General features: G+C 63.0%; 16 protein-coding genes. 2 read left to right on the top strand and 14 right to left on the bottom strand.

The genetic code is table 11. The features are described from left to right. The first annotated feature begins 74 nt into the window (after positions 1 to 74). Positions 75 to 221: a hypothetical protein gene (locus THIVI_RS25480; protein WP_245537350.1), complete on the top strand. Its 147-nt coding sequence runs from the start codon at positions 75 to 77 to the stop codon at positions 219 to 221. Between the two features lie 279 nt (positions 222 to 500). On the opposite strand, the gene THIVI_RS02045 is transcribed toward THIVI_RS25480, so the two are convergent. From THIVI_RS02045 to hfq, 13 genes are all read right to left on the bottom strand, one after another. Further along, positions 501 to 1,610, bottom strand: a complete 1,110-nt coding sequence (locus tag THIVI_RS02045) for an IS5 family transposase (RefSeq protein WP_041447215.1) — start codon at positions 1,608 to 1,610, stop codon at positions 501 to 503. A gap of 88 nt (positions 1,611 to 1,698) precedes the next feature. Then, the gene (locus tag THIVI_RS02040; protein WP_014776991.1) at positions 1,699 to 3,135 is read right to left on the bottom strand and encodes a GTPase/DUF3482 domain-containing protein; all 1,437 of its coding nucleotides are present in this window, start codon (positions 3,133 to 3,135) and stop codon (positions 1,699 to 1,701) included. Continuing rightward, complete coding sequence (locus THIVI_RS02035; protein WP_014776990.1) at positions 3,135 to 5,507, bottom strand: DUF2868 domain-containing protein; 2,373 nt, start codon at positions 5,505 to 5,507, stop codon at positions 3,135 to 3,137. The genes THIVI_RS02040 and THIVI_RS02035 overlap by 1 nt, the downstream gene beginning before the upstream one ends. A 22-nt stretch (positions 5,508 to 5,529) precedes the next feature. Then, complete coding sequence (locus tag THIVI_RS02030) at positions 5,530 to 7,194, bottom strand: methyl-accepting chemotaxis protein (RefSeq protein WP_014776989.1); 1,665 nt, start codon at positions 7,192 to 7,194, stop codon at positions 5,530 to 5,532. A gap of 85 nt (positions 7,195 to 7,279) precedes the next feature. Then, positions 7,280 to 7,858 carry a PDC sensor domain-containing protein gene (locus tag THIVI_RS02025; RefSeq protein ID WP_014776988.1) on the bottom strand — a complete coding sequence of 193 codons (579 nt, stop codon included), beginning with the start codon at positions 7,856 to 7,858 and terminating at the stop codon, positions 7,280 to 7,282. Between the two features lie 67 nt (positions 7,859 to 7,925). Continuing rightward, entirely contained in the window at positions 7,926 to 9,221 is a 1,296-nt protein-coding gene (locus THIVI_RS02020; protein ID WP_014776987.1) for an adenylosuccinate synthase, read from the bottom strand. Positions 9,222 to 9,233: 12 nt separating this feature from the next. Then, on the bottom strand, positions 9,234 to 10,460 hold the full coding sequence (locus tag THIVI_RS02015) for an ATP phosphoribosyltransferase regulatory subunit (RefSeq protein ID WP_014776986.1): 1,227 nt from the start codon (positions 10,458 to 10,460) through the stop codon (positions 9,234 to 9,236). Next, positions 10,460 to 10,708, bottom strand: coding sequence for a DUF2065 domain-containing protein (locus THIVI_RS02010; protein WP_342610419.1), 249 nt, complete (start codon positions 10,706 to 10,708; stop codon positions 10,460 to 10,462). The genes THIVI_RS02015 and THIVI_RS02010 overlap by 1 nt, the downstream gene beginning before the upstream one ends. A 94-nt stretch (positions 10,709 to 10,802) precedes the next feature. Continuing rightward, a complete protein-coding gene (locus tag THIVI_RS22450; RefSeq protein WP_014776984.1) occupies positions 10,803 to 14,078 on the bottom strand; it encodes a PAS domain-containing hybrid sensor histidine kinase/response regulator in 3,276 nt (1,091 codons plus the stop codon). A 406-nt stretch (positions 14,079 to 14,484) separates the two neighbouring features. Next, entirely contained in the window at positions 14,485 to 15,366 is an 882-nt protein-coding gene (gene hflC / locus THIVI_RS02000) for a protease modulator HflC (protein ID WP_014776983.1), read from the bottom strand. Further along, positions 15,366 to 16,538 (bottom strand): FtsH protease activity modulator HflK, encoded by a 1,173-nt coding sequence (gene hflK, locus THIVI_RS01995; protein ID WP_014776982.1) that lies wholly within the window; start codon positions 16,536 to 16,538, stop codon positions 15,366 to 15,368. Before hflK ends, hflC begins: the two co-directional genes overlap by 1 nt. Positions 16,539 to 16,961: 423 nt before the next feature. Further along, the gene (gene hflX / locus THIVI_RS01990) at positions 16,962 to 18,254 is read right to left on the bottom strand and encodes a ribosome rescue GTPase HflX (RefSeq protein WP_041446775.1); all 1,293 of its coding nucleotides are present in this window, start codon (positions 18,252 to 18,254) and stop codon (positions 16,962 to 16,964) included. A 59-nt stretch (positions 18,255 to 18,313) separates the two neighbouring features. Further along, on the bottom strand, positions 18,314 to 18,580 hold the full coding sequence (gene hfq, locus THIVI_RS01985) for an RNA chaperone Hfq (RefSeq protein ID WP_014776980.1): 267 nt from the start codon (positions 18,578 to 18,580) through the stop codon (positions 18,314 to 18,316). A gap of 34 nt (positions 18,581 to 18,614) precedes the next feature. Here hfq and THIVI_RS26235 point away from each other — a divergent pair, with 34 nt between their 5' ends. Next, entirely contained in the window at positions 18,615 to 18,854 is a 240-nt protein-coding gene (locus THIVI_RS26235; RefSeq protein WP_425358602.1) for a hypothetical protein, read from the top strand. Here the strand turns inward: THIVI_RS26235 and miaA are convergent. Next, positions 18,849 to 19,826 carry a tRNA (adenosine(37)-N6)-dimethylallyltransferase MiaA gene (gene miaA, locus THIVI_RS01980; RefSeq protein ID WP_083845810.1) on the bottom strand — a complete coding sequence of 326 codons (978 nt, stop codon included), beginning with the start codon at positions 19,824 to 19,826 and terminating at the stop codon, positions 18,849 to 18,851. The genes THIVI_RS26235 and miaA overlap by 6 nt on opposite strands. Positions 19,827 to 19,868: the final 42 nt, after the last annotated feature.

Below are 19,868 nucleotides of genomic sequence, written 5' to 3'. Positions count from 1 at the left end.
GCCGAGAGCATGGGCGCCGAACCTGCCGCATCCGCCGTCGGCGATCCTGCGAATCGGGGGCTTCGCGCGGGTATTTGGCGCTGATCGCGCCCCTGTCCGATCATCTGCGCGACGCCGGGTTCGGCAGTCTGAGAGAAATCTTCGACGGAGACCCGCCGCGCTGCGTTCCGCTCCAGGCTTGGCTGGATGCCTGGCTGCGGCTAAGAACCGTCCAGCAATGATTTCCCGAATCGCTGAAACCGACGGCCAAGTCGCCCGCAAGCGGGCTCCTACGCGCCTCGTCACTGCCATTAAGTTAAGGATTTTCCGTTCGCCCTGAGCTTGTCGAAGGGCGGACGAAAAATCCTAAGCCTCTGAACGTTAAGCCGTTCATGGTTCGAGGGCCTCACCACGAACGGCTTAACTCAATGGCAGTGACGCGCCCCGTAGGAGCCCGCTTGCGGGCGACGCCGATAAGGGGAAGTTGTTGATGGACGGTTCCTAAGAGGGTGTAGACAAAATCAAACCGTTGTGGTCAACCGCCGCAGCAGGATGCGCGCCTCCGCCAGCCAAACCCAGGTTTCGGAGACCGCTGGCAGACGGTCATGATGCATGATCAATCGACGGGCACGCTCATTCCACGCATGGGTGCGCTCGACAACCCAGCGCTTCGGCAGCGGAACGAAGCCGTCGGCGTTGGCGATCACCACTCGGTCAGGCGCCCCGTCCACGTGCCAGGAGCCAACGCTTTTGTTGGCTGGATGGCGCACGACTTCCACGCGGATCGCGTGGGTCTGCTCGGTGGTTTGGGCAAATTGACCGGCGTAGGCGCTATCGACAAACAGCGTGTTGATCTGGGGGTACTTGGCGGCCGCGTCAGCGACGGCGCCCGAGGCGGCATCGCGGTCCTGAAGATTGGCCGCGACCACGCTCACCGCCAACACGAACCCCAAGGTATCGACCACCAGGCTGCGCTTGCGCCCCTTGACCTGCTTGCCCGCATCAAAGCCGCTCGGTCCACCCTGCGGCGAGCCGCGGGTCGATTGCGCATCCAGCACCGCCGCCGTCGGCGCGATCTCACGCCCCTCGCGTTCGCGCCATTGCCCCCGCAGTCGATCATGCATCTGCTCAAACTTCCCAGCCGCACTCCAACGGCGAAACGTCTTGTAGACATTCTGCCAAGGCGCGAAATCGTGCGGCAGCATCCGCCACGCGCACCCCGTGCGCACCACGTAGCAACACGCCTCCAGGATGCTCCGGCGCGACACGCGGGGCGGTTGACCCCGCCCGCCCGGCATCTCAAAGAGAGCGGCGACCAAGTCCCACTCCGCATCGGTCAGACAACTTGGGTAGCTTTGGTCGGGGTCGTGGCGACGATGCGCATCCGTATACCCATACCGACGCGGCGTTGCGCGCGCTTGCGCCTCGAGACCACTCTCGCCCCGGAGGCGCGTGACGCCCGCCTCCCGCAAGGACTTGCGAATCGTTGCTTCATGAGCCTCGATTCCCGTCCGTGCCGCGAGTTCCCGGGCAATCTCTGACAGCGTGGAGGTCGGGCGATCCGTGACAATTTGACGCAATACCGCTTGCTCCGCCTCGTGAATCTTGGGGGGACGACCAGCTTTCGACATCAGCGCACACCAGCTCAGTTGTAGACTGGTATACAAATAGCAGCTCAATTATTTTTGTCTACACCCTCTCAGCCCGCGCGCATGACAATCAAAGATCGCTGCGACTGTCGATCTCGCTCAACGACACGCCGCGCAGAATTCCCTTGACGATCTCCCGGCATGCATCCTCGTGCTCGGATTCCTTGCCGCGCCGCGCGGAGTTGAAGAAGCGTGCAAGTTCACGCTGCTGCTGGGCGGAGAGTTCCTCGCTGAAACCCTGCCGGCGAATGTCCTTGTCGGGCACCTTGTCGGGGGCGTCTTCCTCGGCGGCCTGACGGCCATGCGCCCAGTTCATCGCCCGCGCGCTATAGAGCATGACGCGGTCGAGCAGCACGAAGGGGAAACGCGGATTGGAGACCGGGCCGATGGTGAAACGGTGGGTACCGGGCGCGCGCTCGATATCGAACTTCGCCAGCGCCTTGCCGCCGACCATGCCCAGCACGCCGCCAGCGGCCGCGCCAAAGAAGGCGCCAGCCCCCAAGGAATGGCCGGCGGTGGCCAGGTCGAGGGTCACCCCGGAGGCCGCTCCGGCGGCCATGCCGACCAGCGCAAGCTGACGCCGCGACAGACCGAGCGCCTGTCCGACCTCGTCGGAAAGCAGATCCTGTCCCAGCACGGAGTTGGACGAGACATTCCAGACGTTGTGTCGGAAATGCGCGCGGATCTGCTCCTGGGCTGCAATCTCCAATTGTCGCAACCCGTCCTCGAACTCGGCCATGATCTCGGCCTTGACCCGATCCCGACCGCTCTTGAAGATGAGCTTGCTGTCCTTGACCGTCTTGGACACCTTGTAGGTCAGCGACTCCTTGAGCAGATCCAGAATAGTGGCGGCGGCCTGATCGGTGCGCCGATCCCAATCCATCGCGAAGGCATTGATGGCATTCTCGACCAGATGCTCCCAACGCTGGTCGATGCTTTTGAGCGCGTTCAACAGCTTGATGCGCTCGGCATAGGTCGCGCGATGGGCGTTGAACTCGCGCACCGAGTTGAACGCCTTGCTCAGTGCGTCCTGCCACTGACTCATGTAGCGATCCTGCCTGGTCAGATTATTGAGAATCGCCATGCGCGGACGGGCGGTGAGACGCAGCAGTTCGATCTCGACCCGATCTTTTTCCTTGATCCGCTTGGAGCCGTCGACCACCAAAATGATGCCAGCGCCCTCGGCGACCGGCTCCAGCAGGGCGCAGTCGTGCGAAAAGAGCGGGTCCGCGCGGTGGGCGGCGACGAAGGCGCGGGCCAGATCCCGCTTGTCCTCGTTGGCCTGAAACCATTCCAGGATCGCGTTCGGGTTCTGAAACCCTGGGGTGTCGATGAACTCGATGACCGTGCGGCCATCGATGACGACGGGGTAGACATCCGATTCGGTCGTGGTGCCCGCGCGCTTGTCGATGGCGACCTGATCGTTTTCGGTCAGGGTCGCCACTACGGAGGACTTCCCGGCGTTCGGGTGTCCCATGATTGCCAGCCGGGGGATCTTCGCGGCCATCAGACGTCTCCATCCTCGCTGGGGGTTGCCAGCATCTCCAGGCGCAGATAGGGATCGGCCATCTGGTCGATCTTGCGCTGCCAATCGGTGAAATCGAACGCACGCAGGGGCGGCAGGCGATCCTCATCCTCCGGGTCGCCCACCAAAGCCAGAAGCATCTGGGCCTGGGTGCCCGCGGCGGCGCGCAGTTCGCGCAGGAACAGCAGGTTCTCGGTGATCGGCGGCTGCGAACCGTCCTGAACCACCGCGATGCGCGGCGGCGGGGCTTGCCAATCGCCAGCGTCGAGAAGATCCAGCGCGCGCGCGGTCATGGCGCTTCCGGCGCCGAAGGTCGCGTAGGCCGATACCCGCCAGCCGGTCAGTTGGGTCAGCAGTTGTTCGAGACGCGGGCGGTCTTCCGGTTCCAGCACATCGTCCACGTCCACATGCACCAACAGCAGACAGGCATCGGGGGCAAAACGGGTCGCGCCCTCGGTTGCGAGCGGAGGCGTTGCAAATGATGGCTCTAGCTCGGGTTCCGGCTCGGGTTCTGGCTCAAGTTCCCGCTCGGGCTCAGGCTCAGGTTCTGGTTCTGGCTCGATCTCAGGTTCCGGCTCAGGCTCAGGCTCGGGTTCTGGCTCGATCTCAGGTTCCGGCTCAGGCTCGGACTCAGGTTCCGGCTCGGGCTCGGGCTCGGGCTCGGGCTCGGGCTCAGGCTCAGGCTCAGGCTCAGGCTCAGGCTCGGGTTCTGGCTCGATCTCAGGTTCCGGCTCAGGTTCGGGTTTCCGCTCCCGCTCCAGCGCTTCAAGCTCAGACTTGCTTTCAGGCGCCTGCTCGATTTCCTGCTCATTCTCGGGTGGACTTGGCGGCGCGGCTCTGAACGAGGTGGCGGTTTCGACCTCATCCGACGTCTTCGCCTCTCCAGAACGCGGCTGAACAGGCGGTGAAGCCGACTCCAGCGGTTCGATTCCTGGCTTGACCTCAACCCCAGTCTCCCGCTGCGTCACAGGTGCCGCTGCCGCTTGATCCGGATGCGGCAAAGGAACCGGCGGCACGGGCTTGGCCTCGGGTTTCCGCAACTTCAGCGCGGACTTTTCGCGCCATGGCCGCGCAAGGCTAACCGGCTTCTCTCCAACCAGCGGTCCAACCAATCCCGAGCGCGGACCGCGTGGCGCGAGCGGCGCGGGAATCGGCATCTCCGGCCCCTTCTCCATCACGGTCGCGCTTGTGTCCAGGATCGGCGTCAGCATCCGCGCATAGAGCGCCTGAATACGACCGTGCGTGAACGGCAGCCGGGCAAGCGCCAGATGCTGGAGCACCATCGAAAGACCGAGCAAAATCAGTCGCGGCAGCAGACCGTAGGTAAAGACCGACAGCACCAGGAACCAACGCCAGGAGCGCAGATGCTCCGGATTGGGCTGAAACGAGGGCGTGGCGGCGGCCCATTGCTCCAGATAGACGCGCGAGCCCGCGATCTGATCGAGCGTCGGATAGCCGGCACCCTCGCCGAACAGCCAGCTCCACGGCAAGGCGATGGCGCGGGTGATGTCATAAATGGTCTGCGGATGGGCGATCAGCGACGTGCCCCAACCAAAGGCCAGGTCGGTGAACCATTCCAGGAAGATCGTTGTGAGAATGACGCCGAGATTGAATGCCACCCCGAACACCTGCGCCGGGATCAGCAGCGGAAAATAGGACACCGGTCCATAGATGGCGTAGTGCGATTTCACCAGTCCCTGCGTCGCGAGCGCGCGTTCGCGGATTTCCGTGGTGGACTGGTTCAGTCGCTGTTTCTGCAACCAGCTCGCCGCGCGAGTCAGCAGCGGACGCATGACCTGGGTCAGCAGCCAGGCATCCCGCCCCCCGCCCCCAGCGCGCCGGACGGCGCGCGAGAGCCAGGCCCACACCGCGGCGAGCACGAAGAGGAATTGCACCACCACCAGCAGAAAAACATAGGAGGGGACACTGACCGGGCGGTGACCGTCGTAATTCAGCAGGGCGGAGGCGACCCCGATTCCAAGCAGAAACCCGCACGCGGCCAGGGCGAAGGTGCCCAAACGCTGCGCCGCGGCAAAGGCGCCGCCGGGCAGGAGCGGACGAATGCTCGGATCCTCGTCGGCGCGCCGTGCGTTTAGCCAACGGCGCAGACTCGTCCGACGGTGCGAAGGCGTATGCGGCTGGGCCGGCGCGATCTCTCCCTCGATGCGGTCGAGATAGATCGCGCGGTCACGCTCGGCAAGCTCCTTGCGCGAGGCAGGCTGTTCGCGCAGCTTTCCTTCATCGGCATCGAGGTAATATTCGAAGTCGATGATGTCGGCAACGGTCCATGCTTCATCCCCGAGAGGCGCATCCTCGGCCAGGGTGGGGTTGGTGCCTTCGTGTCGGGGATCCATAACCAGTGATTCCTGCGTCGGTTCACACCTTGAATTGCGACAGACCCGCATTCAACGACTGGGCGAGCGAGACCAGCTCGCCGCGCGCGAGCGCGGTCTGACGATTCGCCGCCACCGCATGCTCGGCCAAACGCTGGATACTGAGTGTGTTGCCGTTGATTTCCTCGGTCACCGCCGTTTGCTCCTCGGCGGCGCTCGCGATCTGGTCATTCATCGCGTTGATGGTGGCGACCGCGCGGGTGATCTCCTCCAGCGATTGGCTGGCCTGGGAGGCTTTTTGTAGGGTCTCGTCGACCATGCCGCGTCCCGCCTGCATGACGCCGACCACATTCCGGGCGCTCGATTGCAGGGAAGCGATCATGGACTCGATCTCGCCCGTCGACTGCTGGGTGCGCGAGGCGAGGTTACGGACCTCGGCCGCGACCACGGCGAAGCCTCGCCCGCGCTCGCCCGCGCGCGCCGCCTCGATGGCCGCGTTCAAGGCGAGCAGGCTGGTCTGCTCGGCGATGCCCTTGATGACCTCCAGCACGGCGCCGATCCGCTTGGTCTCGGACTCCAGCGCGGCGATCGCCTCGGCGGCCCTGGAAACGACCTCGGCGAGTTGTCCGATCGCCACCGATGCCTCGCCCACCACCTTGGCTCCGGAGCGAACCCCAACGTCGGCGGTGCGTGCGCTCTCGGCGGCGCGCGAGGTATTGAGCGCGACCTCGTTCACCGTGGCCGCCATCTCGTGCATGGCCGTGGCGACCATCTGGATCTGGGTCGACTGCTCCAGCAAGGCCTCGTCGCTCTTGGTCGCGACCGACGCCAGGTTCTCGGAGGCGTCATCGACCTGCTTCGCCGAGGTCGCGGCCTGCGCGACCAACCGATGCAGCTTGGCGAGCAGCCGGTTGAAGTGCTTCGCCAATTCGCCAACCTCATCGCGCGTGTCCTCGTTCAGCCGCGCCGTCAGATCGCCCTCGCCCTCGGCGAGGTCTTGCACACGATGCAGGATACGTCGTAGGGGGCCAATGATCAGCGGCGGCAGTCCCAACGCCATCAGCATCAGGAATCCCATGCCAATCGCCAGCAGGACAAGCGTTTGCAGTCGGCTGGCCGACACCGCCGACTCGGTACGCCCGGCGGCTTGCTCGGAGAAATCCGTGACGACCTCTTCGAGCTGGTCCAGGATCGTCCGCATTTGCTCGAAAGCCTCGCGCGCTTCGCGCAGCGTGAGATCGATCGCGGTCGAGCGCCCAGCCCTGGTATCCAAGCCACGCTCGCGCACCACCCGGTTACTGAGATCCTCCCAGACTTGGCGCAATTCTCCGAATGTTTTGAGCTTTTCGGAAACTTCAGGGATGGATCCCAGATGGCTGGTTGCGATGATCGCGGCCGCGCGATCCATTCGCTCGCGCGCTTGCTTGACATTCTCGGCGTGCTGCGCAGCCATCCCGGCATAGTCCGGCGATCCGACGTTCATGAAGATCAGGGTGCGCTCCGCCACCAATGCCTGATAGAGGTCGCGGTCGGCCTGCAGCAGCAGGGCGGCCACCGGCATGTTGACCCGCGCCAGGCTGGCGACTTCCTCGCCGAGCGTGTCTACCCGGCGCAGCGTGCCCCAGGCGAACAGGATGAACAGCAGCGCGATCAATCCCAGCGGAAGCAGCAATTTGTAGCGAAACGCAAGATTCTGAAACCATTTCATTCGCCGGTCGCTCCTGATGACGTACTTGAATTCGTGCGTGAACCTACTTTGCGCCTTGAGTCCTTGTCCCACGACCGACACATTGCTACTGATTCGACTCCCCGAGCTGGTCGAGATCGATGCCGATGGTCATGGCGCCAATCGCGCTCCCCCCATCCAGCACCGGCACCGAGACCTGCACCAGATAGACCTGGGCGCTCTCGTCGAACTTCACCTCGCCGATATGCAGGGCGCCCTGCCCGTCCTTGAATGAGTACGTAAACTTTTCCTCATCGCCCTGCCAATAATCCGAGGTCTTGTTGGTCATGGCCACGTTGGCGCCCTGACCGTCCATCAGGAAGACTTCGAGAAAATAGGGCTTGGTCTGCTCCAGTCGCTTCAGCTCCTGCGCGGGAACATTGTTCATCATGCCTTCCATGAAAGGCGTCACGCCGCTGGCGGCCATCCACTCCGCGTCGAGCCGCTTGATTTCGTCCAGCGGCCGGGCGAGTGCATTCTGCTCCCGCACGGCCTCGACCAGGATCGGATTGGAGCCCCATTCCTGCAGCATCGGGAGGATTCGATTCACGGCGTCAGGCAGATCCCCATCGGCGGCAAATGTCGGAAAAGTCGCGCACAGTCCGGTGGCAAGCGTCAACGCAGTACACAGCTTTCGGTAGGACATCGGATACCTCCATCATGTCAGTGGCAAGAGAGTGGGAACTCGAACACCCGCATGATCGCATCGCGGTTCAAACGTCGAACGGATGGCGCCGGATCAGGGTTTCGACCCGATCGGGTCCGGTCGAGATGATGTCGATCGGCAGACCGCTCAACGCTTCGATGGTCTCCAGATAGGCGCGCGCATTCGCTGGCAAATCATCGAGCGAGGTCACGCCGAAGGTCGATTCGGACCAGCCGGGGCATTCCAGATACCGCGGCTGACAACGCGCGAAGGCATCCGCGCCGACCGGCGGGGCGGCAAGCTCCTCGCCATCCATGACATAACCGGTACAGATTTTCACCGTCTCCAGGCCGTCCAGGACATCGAGCTTGGTCATGCAGATGCCGGTGGCGCTGTTGATCGCGAAGGAGCGTTTGAGCGCCACCATGTCGAGCCAGCCGCAGCGGCGCTTGCGTCCGGTCGTCGCGCCGAATTCGTTGCCCCGCTCGCCCATGTGAGCGCCAGCAGCATCGAAGAGTTCGGTCGGGAACGGCCCGGCGCCCACGCGCGTCGTATAGGCTTTGACGATACCCAGCACGTAATCGAGATCGCGCGGTCCGACCCCGCTGCCGCTCGCCGCCCCGCCCGCCGTGGTGGTGGACGAGGTGACATAGGGATAGGTGCCATGATCGATGTCGAGCAACGCGCCCTGGGCGCCCTCGAACAGGACATCCCGCCCCTGCGCGCGCAGTTCGTGCAGGAGTCCGGGCACGTCCACGACCAAGGGACGCAGCGCGTCGGCATGGGCCAGCGCCTCGTCGAGCACGGCGGCATAGTCGACCCGCTCGGTCTTGAAATAGTGTTCGAGCGCGAAATTGTGGTAGTCGAGCACCTCGCGCAGACGCTCCTTGAACTGCTCGGCGTCGAGCAGCTCGCCCAGCCGGATGCCGCGCCGCGAGGTCTTGTCCTCATAGGCCGGGCCGATCCCGCGTCCGGTGGTACCGATCGCCTTGGCCCCGCGCGCCAGCTCGCGCGCCTGATCGAGCGCGATGTGATAGGGCAGGATCAGCGGACAGGCCGCGCTGATACCGATCCGCTCGCGCGCTGGCACGCCGGATTTTTCCAGCATGCCGATTTCGTCGAACAGCGCCTGGGGCGAAAGCACCACGCCGTTGCCGATCAGACAGCGCACGCCCTCGCGCAGCACCCCGGAGGGCACCAGATGCAGGACGGTCTTGACGCCGTCGATGACCAGGGTATGTCCGGCATTGTGGCCGCCCTGAAAGCGCACCACCGCGGCGGCCCGATCGGTGAGCAGGTCCACGACCTTGCCCTTGCCCTCATCGCCCCACTGGGCACCAATGACTACGACGTTATTGCCCATCTATCACGCTTCCTACTGGTTATCGAACGACGGTGAATCAACCTTGCCGAGCGTCTGTAGCTCCCAACGGCCATCGCGCTCCGCGAGCATCCGCCGACAGCCGAGCTGGCGCGGATCCTGTTGCTGTCCCGGCAAGGCGTTGATCACGCGCTCGCCGGACGCGCGCAACCGCTCCACGGTCTCGCGTAGGGCCGGATCCGCGGACCAGGGCGCATAGACCGGATCGGTCTCCCGATAGCGCTGTTCGAGTCCCTGCCCGTGTTGCAGGAGACTTTTCAGATCGGTGCTGAAACCGACCGCCGGACGCGCCCGCCCGAACACCCGACCGATATCGTCATAGCGTCCGCCCCGCGCGACCTCCAGCCCCCAGCCGGGAACGAAGGCGGCGAACACGGAACCCGTTTTATAATGATAGCCCCGCAGCTCGGCGAGATCGTAGTGGACCGAAACCTCCGGATGCCAGCGGTTCAGTTCGTCGGCGAGCCGACGCAGATAATCCACCGCCTCGCGTACCGGACGGTCGGCGGCGCTCAGCAAGGCATCCGCTCGGGTCAGTGCGTCGCTGCCGTTGAGTTCGGCCAGCGCGATCAGCATCCGCGCCGGGGCGCCAGTGACGCCGAAGCCGCCGATCAACGACTCGATTTCAGGGATCGCCTTGCGTTGCAGCGCGCCAAAAAGTGCGTGTTCCTGGTTCGCGTCCAGGCCCGCCTGACGCGCCAGACCGCGAAAGATGCCCACATGACCGAGATCGAGATAGCTTTCGGCAATTCCGGCCGCGCGCAGGGTCAGCAGGATGAGACGCAGGATTTCGGTATCGCTCTCGATTCCGGAGTGACCGTAGATCTCGGCGCCGATCTGGAGCGGACTGCGGGTGCCCCCGAAGCCGTCGGCGCGGGTGTGCAGCACCGTGCCCAGATAGCAGAGACGGGTTGGAGCGTCGCGACGCAGATGATGGGCATCCATGCGCGCGACCTGTGGGGTCATGTCCGCGCGCACCCCGAGCAGGCGGCCAGTCAGCTGATCGGTCAGCTTGAAGGTCTGAAGGTCGAGATCCTGCCCGGTCCCGGTCAGCAGCGACTCCAGATAATCGATAAACGGCGGAATCACGAGTTCGTAACCCCAACTCGCGTAGAGATCCAGCAACTCGCGCCGCAGGAATTCCATGATCCGCGCCTGGGGCGGCAGCACCTCTTCGATGCCGGCGGGCAGCAGCCAGCGTTCTTCGTTCGTCGCAGTCATCAATTCACCAGATACAGGAGCCCGAGACCCGCGAGCATGCTTATGAGTCCGGAGATGCGCAACGGCCGCTCGCCCTCCGCGGCGATCATGGCCAGCACGCGCCGGAAGCTGGCTGGATTCAGAAAAGGCCAGATGCCTTCGATGACCAGCAGGAGCGCAAAAGCGACGAGGATGTCATGCACGAACGGTTGTGTCCCGAGCCTCGGATTGAAGAACGCCATGCCCCGCCAGGAGATCAGTGCGCCCAAAGGGTGTTATCTTTTCAGACAGCCCGGCGTTTGTCCAACCTCGGAAAATGTCTTTCATGACTTAGCTTCATCATCGACGCGTTCGCGTGATGCGTCAGCCAAACTTGGCCAACCAAGTCAACAGGGCCGCGAACAGCACCTCCGGATCGATCGGCTTGGCGATGAAATCGTTCATCCCCGCCGCGAAACAGCGCGCTTTATCGTCGGCAAAGGCATTGGCGGTCAAGGCCAGGATGGGCACCAGGGAACGGTCAGGCCACTGCCGGATGCGCCGGGTGGCTTCTAACCCATCGAGGTTCGGCATCTGCATGTCCATCAGGATCAGGTCATAATCATAGCGGCAGGCCAGCTCAACAGCTTGCGCCCCATCCTCGGCCATCTCGACGATCATCCCCAGATCGTCCAGCAGCATTCTGGCCACCTCGCGATTGATCGGTTCATCCTCGACCAACAAAATCCGCCGGCCCGAATAGTCCCGCAGGAGGCTGGCTTCGGCGGAATCCGTGAGCGCGGGGGAAGCGTTGGTCGCGCACGGGTCTTTGTTGAGTCGTGCCGTGAACCAGAAGGTACTTCCCACGCCCGGCGTACTCTCCACGCCGACCTCTCCGCCCATCAACTGCGCGAGTTTTTTCGTGATGGCCAACCCTAACCCGGTGCCGCCGTACTTGCGGCTGATCGAATTGTCGGCCTGCTCGAAGTTGGAAAATAACTTGGGAAGGATGGCCGGGGCGATCCCAATGCCGGTGTCCTGCACCTCAAATCGGACCAACACGCGGTCGCTCAGGTCCACCTCAACCCGCGTGCGCAGGGTGATGGTCCCCGTCACGGTGAACTTGATCGCATTGGTGGCATAGTTCAGCAAGGCTTGCTGGAGTCGGGTGGGATCGCCGCGCAGCGAAGACGGGAGTGGTTGGATGTCGATCACCAAGGTGAGCCCTTTCGCGCGCGCGCCTTCGGAGAGGATCGAGGCGACATTCGCGACGAGGGTGACCACATTGACCTCGACGTCCTCAAGGGCAAACTGGCCGGCCTCGATTTTGGAGAGATCCAGCACGGCATTGATGATCTCCAACAGGTGGCGTCCCGCCGTCTCGATCGTGCCGAGTCGTTCGGCTTGTTGGGCGGTGACACCGGCGCGCTTGAGCAGATACGTCATCCCCGTGATCGCATTCAATGGGGTGCGAATTTCATGGCTCATGTTCGCGAGGAAGGCGCTCTTGGCCACATTGGCCGTTTCAGCGGCCTCCTTGGCGATAACGAGTTCGCGGGTCCGCGCCTCGACCAGTTGTTCCAAATGCTGACGGTAGCGATCCAGTTCCTCGGCGGCCGCCTTCTGTTCGGTGATGTCGACACAGAACCCGATATAGCCGAGAAAGACGCCCTGACTGTCATAGCGCGGATTGCCATCGTCGCGCAGCCAGCGATAGGCGCCGTCGGCATGGCGCAAGCGATAGTTCATGCTGAAGGGTTGGCGTTGGTCGAACGCGGTGACATAGGTCTGCAAACACCGGTCGAAATCCTCGGGATGCACGCCCTCTGACCAACCATTGCCGACCTCCTGCGCGAGCGCGCGTCCGGTAAACCGCAACCAAGGTTCATTGAAGTAGTCGCACAGCTTGTCTTGCCCGGAGGCCCAAATCAGCGTTTCGCCGCCATTGGCCAGGGTGCGGAAATGCTGCTCGCTCTCGCGCAGCGATTCCTCCGCAAACAGCCGTTCCAATTCGCCTGCCGCCCGGATCGCCACCTGCTTTAAGATCGCTTCCGCCTGCGGGCGGTGGTTCAACGGTTCCCGTCCAATGACGGCGATCAGACCGATCGGCTGGCCGGTATGACTCCAGAGCGTCGTCCCGATATAGCTCTCGGCGCGCAGATCCTGGAGCACCTGATCCCGCGGGAAGCTTTGACAGACGCGGGCCGGGAAGCAACAGATCTGCTGGCCGACGACCTCGCCGCAGGGCGTGTCCCGCAAGGCATAGGTGACGTTATCCTCGAAGTGTCCATCGCACCAGACGGCCAGGGTACGGGCGTTCAAGCCATCTCCTTCGAGACGATCGATGCACACGTAAAACACGTCCAGACGCTCGGCCAGGAAACGCGCTAACGCCTGGAAAAAGGATGCATCCGTCGCCTTGCTACTGGTCTGCGCTAAAAACGCCTGGATCTCCTCGGCCTGCTTGCGTTCGGTCATCTCGAAAAAGATCACGACAATCTGCTCGATTTGACCCTGATCCCCCAGGATGGGATGCGCCTGACACTGCACCCAGGTCGGTCCTTTGCGGTCGGGCCTGAGAATCCCCAAGATCACCTGGTGCGTCGCGACGCCGGACGCGACGACGCGATGCACCGGATACTCCTCCACGGGCATCCGGGTTCCGTCTTCGCGGATGAAACACCACGCCGGATCGATGGCCGTGAGGCCACGCATCTGGGCGGTCGTCAGCCCCAGTAGCTGCGAGGCCATCGGATTGGAAAACAAGATGCCGGTGTCGGGGCCATGCACCACCACCCCGGCGAAGAGGTTGTCAAACAGGACGCGGTAATGGCGTTCGCTGTCGCGCAACGCGGCCTCGACTTGAAGCCGCGCGGTGATATCGGTCCCGATTCCCACCATGGCGACGGGTTTGCCGGCGTCGTCCTTGATCAAGGTGGTGCGTAAATCGAGCAAGAGGGATGAGCCATCCGGCCGAACGTTCACCACCTTGCCGTTCCACGCCCCTTGCGTCAGCGTGGCCTCCACGATTTCCTGCTGGGTCGCATCCGCCTGGAGGCTTTCGCCATAGGCCGAGACATGCTGATCGATCATCGCGGAGGGCGGACATTGCAAGGCTTCGACTTGGGTGCGGTTGACGTAGGTCACGACGCCGTTCAGATCCGTGATGGTGACATGATCCTGGATCTGATCGAGCACTAGCGCCTGGAGGCGGAGCTGAACCTCGTCCTGCTGACGCTGGGTGATGTCATCGAAAATGACGACGAAGTGATCGGGTTGCGGGCAAAAGACTTGAATCGAAAACCGCTTGTTGAGGGCGTTGATCGCGAGTTCGACGCGTTCCGGGTCGCCACCCGCCGCCACCCGTCCGTAGATCTCGAACAACTGGGGATCGGCCTCGCGGATCCCGGGAATCACGTCCGTGATCCGCTGACCGCAGACCGGTCCCAGCCCGGTTTGCGCGTGGAAGGCCGGATTCGTATAGAGATGGATGTAGTCGCAGGGAATCCCCTCCTCGAACAACATCCGGCACACCGCCAGGCCGTTGGGCATGAGTTCCAACAACTTGCTAGACAGGTCACTGGCCAATATCGCCTCGCCATGCGTCAGAGCCGGCAAGCCTTGCCCCGCACGGATGCTCTTGGGGTCAGTCGTTGACATGCACCGCCTCCCGAAGGCGTATTCTGCGTTGGACTGGCGAGGCAGTGATAAACGACCGCCCTTTCGACACCGCCCATCATACGCTGAAGATCAGCAGTACCAGGCGCCGGTCGGGTCGGCCTCGGCGGGCGTGGGTTCGTCGAGCAGGCGACAGAGATCGCAGAAGTGTTCCTAGGCCGCCGAGCGTTCCTTGAGGGTGACGCCGGTCCATTTGGCGACGAACTGCTCCGGGGTCATGGCGCGTGTCCAGCGGCGGGGTCAATGGCATTAGGTTAAGGCGATTTCCGAAAAAGCGCATGCCATTCGCCCCGCCTGAAGCCGTTCGTGGCAAGTCCGACGTCGCCTCGAACAGACGCATCGAGCCACGAACAGCTTGCGTTGGCACTCAGAGAGAGGCGGGGCGCCTTTAGGGTTGCCCGGACGACTCGCGAAAGAAGCGGAAAAACTCGGAATCAGGCTCCAGAACCATCATGTCGCCGCCCTTGCCGAAGGTTGTCCGATAGGCATTCAGGCTGCGGTAAAAGGCATAAAAGCTGGGATCCTGATTGAAGGCCGCGGCATAGATTTCAGTCGCGCGGGCATCGCCCTCGCCCCGCAGTTCCTCGGATTCCTTGTATGCCTCGGCAACAATGACGGTGCGCTGCCGGTCGGCATCGGCGCGAATCCGCTCCGCAGCCTCCGCGCCCTTGGCCCGCAGATCGCGCGCCACCCGTTCACGCTCGGCGCGCATGCGCTGATACACGGATTCGCTAACTTCCGGCGGCAGGTCGATCTTCTTGACCCGAATATCGACGACCTCGACACCCAGATCGCTCGCATTGGCGTTGACCTCCTTGGTCAGGATATCCATCAAGGCGAGACGATCGTCCGAGACGACTTCCTGGATGGTCCGCTTGCCGAATTCGTCGCGCAGACTGGTATTGATGCGCTCCGAGAGCAGCCGACTGGTGCGGGCACTGATACCGCCGGTGGAACGGTAGAACTGGGCGGCATTCGCGATCCGCCATTTTGCGTAGGAATCGACGATCACGTCCTTTTTCTCGATCGTCAAAAAGCGCTCCGGCTGCGAATCCAGAGTCTGGATGCGGCGGTCGAACGTCTTGATCTGGTTGAGAATCGGGATCTTGAAATGAAGACCCGCGCGATAGTCGTCCGAGATGATTTCGCCGAGACGCAGCTTGATGGCGACCTCGTATTCCCGGACCACGAAGGTAAAGGCATAGAGAAAGATCACCAGCGCGGCGAGGCCGACGGGAACAAAGGTCTTTAATTGATTGGACTGGCTCATCAACGCGACCTCCGATCGCGATCGACCACCCGTTGAGGAGGATCGATGTTCTCCGGTACATGCAAGGCGCCAACCGGCTCGGTCCGCGCGGGTTCGACCGGCATCTGACGCTGTTTCATGAGTTGTTCGACCGGCAGATAGAGAAGACTGTTCGCGCCATCCTGGACGTCGAGTAGAACCTTGCTGTTCTCGGTGAACACCTGTTCCATTGTCTCCAGATACAGACGCTGACGGGTCACCTCGGGGGCCTTGGCGTACTGCGTCAGGACCGCCGTGAAGCGCGATGCCTCGCCCTCGGATTCGGCGATCACCTTGTCGCGATACGCCTTGGCGTCGGCCAGGATGCGCGCCGCCGCGCCACGCGCCTGCGGAAGCACTTCGTTGGAATAGGCCTCGGCCTGATTTTCGAGCCGTTCTTTGTCCTCGCGCGCCTTGATGGCGTCATCGAAGGCCGCCTTGACCTGATCCGGCGGCTTGGCCGGCTGCATGTTGACGGAGGTCACGACCAGGCCAGTTCGATACTGATCCATCAAGGCCTGGATGCGTTCCTTGATGGTGACCGCCACCGCGCCACGCCCCTCGGTCATGACATAGTCGAGCTTGCTCTGCCCGATGGTGACCCGCACCACCGTCACGGTGGCGTCATTGAGGGTCTTCTCCGGATCCTGGTCCTGGAACAGATAATCGGCGGCGTCCTGAATGCGCGACTGCACGGTCAGTTCGACCTCGACGATATTCTCGTCCTGGGTCAACATCGCCGCGCGATGACTGAAGGTGGAAATTTCGTCGACATTGACCTTGACGACCGACTCGATCGGCATCGGGATATGCCAGTGCGGACCGGGGCCGGTGGTATCGACATAGCGTCCGAACCGCATGACGACGCCGCGCTCGGCGGGCTCGACGATGTAGATTCCGGAGGCCAGCCAGACGACGACCAGAACGCCGACAATAATACCAATGGCTCGCGAGCTGAACTGACCGCCCGGCAGACCGATTCCGGAGCCACCGCCAGAGGAACCGTTCCCCGGGGGCTTGTTGCCGCCGAATAATCCGCCGAGTCGCTCCTGAAGCTTGCGCACGACTTCATCGAGGTCGGGTGGACCTTGATCGCCGCCGCTCTTGCCGCTCCAAGGGTCTTGGTTACCGCCACCTGGCTCATTCCAGGCCATAGCTACTCCGTCTGTTCATGTTTCAAGGTATGGGGGTGTTTGGGACGGCCACTGCTCGAATGGCCTATCAAACACGGTTGCGAAAGACATCAATGATCTTGCCCGTCTTTAGCTTGGGAGTATAGGTGCCGACGCTGGCGATCGATATCAAGTTCGGGCAGCGTCAAGGCGCGCGACGAGAACCGGACGAGGGTCCGATTGTATGTGACCGACCGGGTAACGGCAAATAAGCCGCTAAACCGCGGCCAGAGCGGAATGCGTAATTCTCATTTTGTGCCTAGCTGTGGAGATGTCCTCGATCTCGGTGAGACGCGGTTTGAAATTTATATTTTTTAATAAGTTAAACCGCGCAAGCTCCAGCGGTCGTTGATTCTGCCGGGGCCGGTCTAATGCAAAAACAGCGCATACCGCGCTGGGCGCGGTTTAACGGGAGAGCGCATGCAGTCGCCGTCGCAGCGCATCGTCGGTGGCCAGAAGCCGGTCGAGCTGAGCGCTCCCGACGACGAACTCGATGGTCCAGCCACCCGTCTCGACCGGCTGGTCCGACAGCACCCGCGCATGCTCGAAGAGCCAGGCCCGGAGTTTGCCGTCGCCTGGCTCCAGACGAAAACGCTTCCGCGTTTGGCTGCCGCCGGTCAGTTCGCCCAGCGCCATCAGGAGAGCCTCGATGCCCGCGCCCGTGCGGGCCGACAGCCAGACGCGGGTCGGCATGCCGTTCGCGTCGCGCTCGGTGCGCGGCAAGGCGTCATCGAGCAGGTCGATTTTGTTGAAGACCTCCAGGCGCGGCAATTCGTCGCAGCCGATGTCGGCCAGGACGTGTTCCACATCGTCGATCTGGCGCGCGCGCTGGATGGCCGCCGCGTCCACGACATGCAGCAGCAGATTGGCGTTGCGGGCCTCTTCCAGGGTCGAGCGGAAGGCGGCGACCAATTCATGCGGCAGGTGACTGACAAATCCGACGGTATCGGCGACCAACACCCGTCCGCCGCTCGGCAGCGCGAGACGCCGCAGGGTCGGATCCAGGGTCGCGAACAACTGGTCGGCCTCGAAGACGCCCGCCGCGGTCAATTGATTAAAGAGGGTCGACTTGCCGGCGTTGGTATAGCCGACGAGCGAGATCACCGGCAGCTCGGCTCTGGCCCGCGCCTTGCGGCCCTGGGCGCGCTGAACCTCGATGCGCTCCAGACGCCGGTCGAGCGTGTCCACCCGCTTGGAAAGCAGGCGCCGATCGGTTTCAAGCTGGGTCTCGCCGGGGCCGCGCAGACCGATACCACCCTTCTGGCGCTCCAGATGGGTCCAGCCCCGCACCAGACGGGTGGACAGATGCTTGAGTTGCGCCAGCTCGACCTGGAGCTTGCCCTCGAACGAGCGCGCGCGCTGCGCGAAGATATCCAGGATCAGACCTGAACGATCCACCACCCGACATTGCAGCAGACGCTCCAGATTGCGTTCCTGGGCTGGCGACAGGGGATGGTTGAAGATCGCCAGATCGGCATCGAGCGCCGCGACCATTGACTTGAGTTCCTCGGCCTTGCCGGTCCCGACGAAGAGTCGCGGATCGGGCACCGCGCGCGAGCCGCCCAGGGTGCCAACGACTTCGGCGCCGGCCGCCGTCGCTAGAAGCGCGAACTCCTCGCGCTCGTCCGGCAAGACGGTCGAACCAATATCCAGATGCACCAGCACCGCCCGCTCGCCAAGTTTGGGGCGCTCGAACACGAGCGAGCCCCCGGACGGAGCGGGCGTTCCGTGCCCGGCTGAAACGTGTGTCGTCGCTTTCAACGATTGCCTGGCTCTAGCAGGTCTGGCTCAGGCAGTGCGTCGTCGGCGAGTGGCAACTTGACGTTACGGGCGGGCACCACGGTCGAAATCGCGTGTTTATAGATCATCTGGCTGACATTGTTCTTCAGCAAAACCACGAATTGATCGAAGGATTCGATCTGCCCCTGCAATTTGATGCCATTGACCAGAAAGATCGACACGGGAACGCGCTCCTTCCGTAGTGCGTTGAGAAAGGGGTCTTGCAGGCTTTGGCCCTTGGACATGGGGTTATCTCCTTCTTGTTGTTGCTTGGCATGAATGCCCGGCTTGAAAATCCGTGGCCCCGATTCGGGTCCACGAAAGGATCCGTTGGGTTGCAGCCGGGACAGGCACACCCAACGAAAGAGTGGTCAGTGGTCAGTGGTCAGTGGTCAGTGGTCAGTGGTCAGTGGTCAGTGGTCAGTGGTCAGTGGTCAGTGGTCAGTGGTCAGTGGTCAGTGGTCAGTGGTCAGTGGTCAGTGGTCAGTGGTCAGTGGTCAGTGGTCAGTATCATTATGATGCAATCGTGGCCTGCTCAATCAGCGCCAGCGCCTGCTCCAACGGGGCTGGATCGTCGGCCAGCCAATGGGCGGCGGGCTCCGGACGGAGCCAGGTCAATTGACGTTTGGCGAGTTGTCTCGATGCCGCGATACCGCAGTGCAGCATTTGATCCCATTTGTACTCTTCCCGCAAATATTTCAAGACCTGCCGATACCCCACGCACCGCATCGATGGCAGATCCTCGTTCAGATCGCCACGTTCCAGCAGACCCGCCACCTCCTCTACCAGCCCCTGATCCAGCATGGCGCGAAAGCGCCGTTCGATCCGCGCGTGCAGGACACTGCGCTCCAGGGGCGCGCGGATCAGCTTCAGCAACCGGTACGGAAGTTGCTGGGATACTCCGGCGGATCGGATCAGTTCGCTCATCGAACGGCCAGTGAGGACATGGACCTCCAGTGCGCGCTGGATGCGTTGCGGATCGTTCGGATGGATCTGGCGCGCGGAATCGGGATCGACGCGGGCCAAACGGTCGTGCATGGCCGGCCAACCAAGCAAGGCGGACTCCTCCAGGAGCGCGCGACGGACCTCGGGATCGGCGCTCGGCAGCCAGGCCAAGCCTTGCTGTAGAGCGCGAAAATACAGCATGGTTCCGCCGACCAGCAGCGGAATGCGACCCTGCGCGACAATCTCGGCCATCGCCGCCAGGGCATCGGCGCGAAAACGCGCGGTCGAATAGGCATCGGCCGGGTCCAAAATGTCAATCAGTCGATGCGGCGCCTCGGCCAGGATCTCGGGGCCGGGTTTGGCTGTCCCGATATCCATGCCGCGATAGACCATGGCCGAATCGACGCTGACGATGTCGCATGGCAGGCGCCGGACCAATTCGACGGCCAGATCGGTCTTGCCGGAGGCGGTCGGTCCCATCAACAGGATGGCCAGGGGCCGTTGATCGGGAATGTCTTGCGACGGAACTTGATGCGTTCGTGTCATCATCCGCAACTGAAATCGCCTCTGAAAATAGCCGGAGAACTC

This window comes from Thiocystis violascens DSM 198 (assembly GCF_000227745.2).
Lineage (GTDB): Bacteria > Pseudomonadota > Gammaproteobacteria > Chromatiales > Chromatiaceae > Chromatium > Chromatium violascens.
This window is presented reverse-complemented; position numbering and strand designations above follow the sequence as displayed.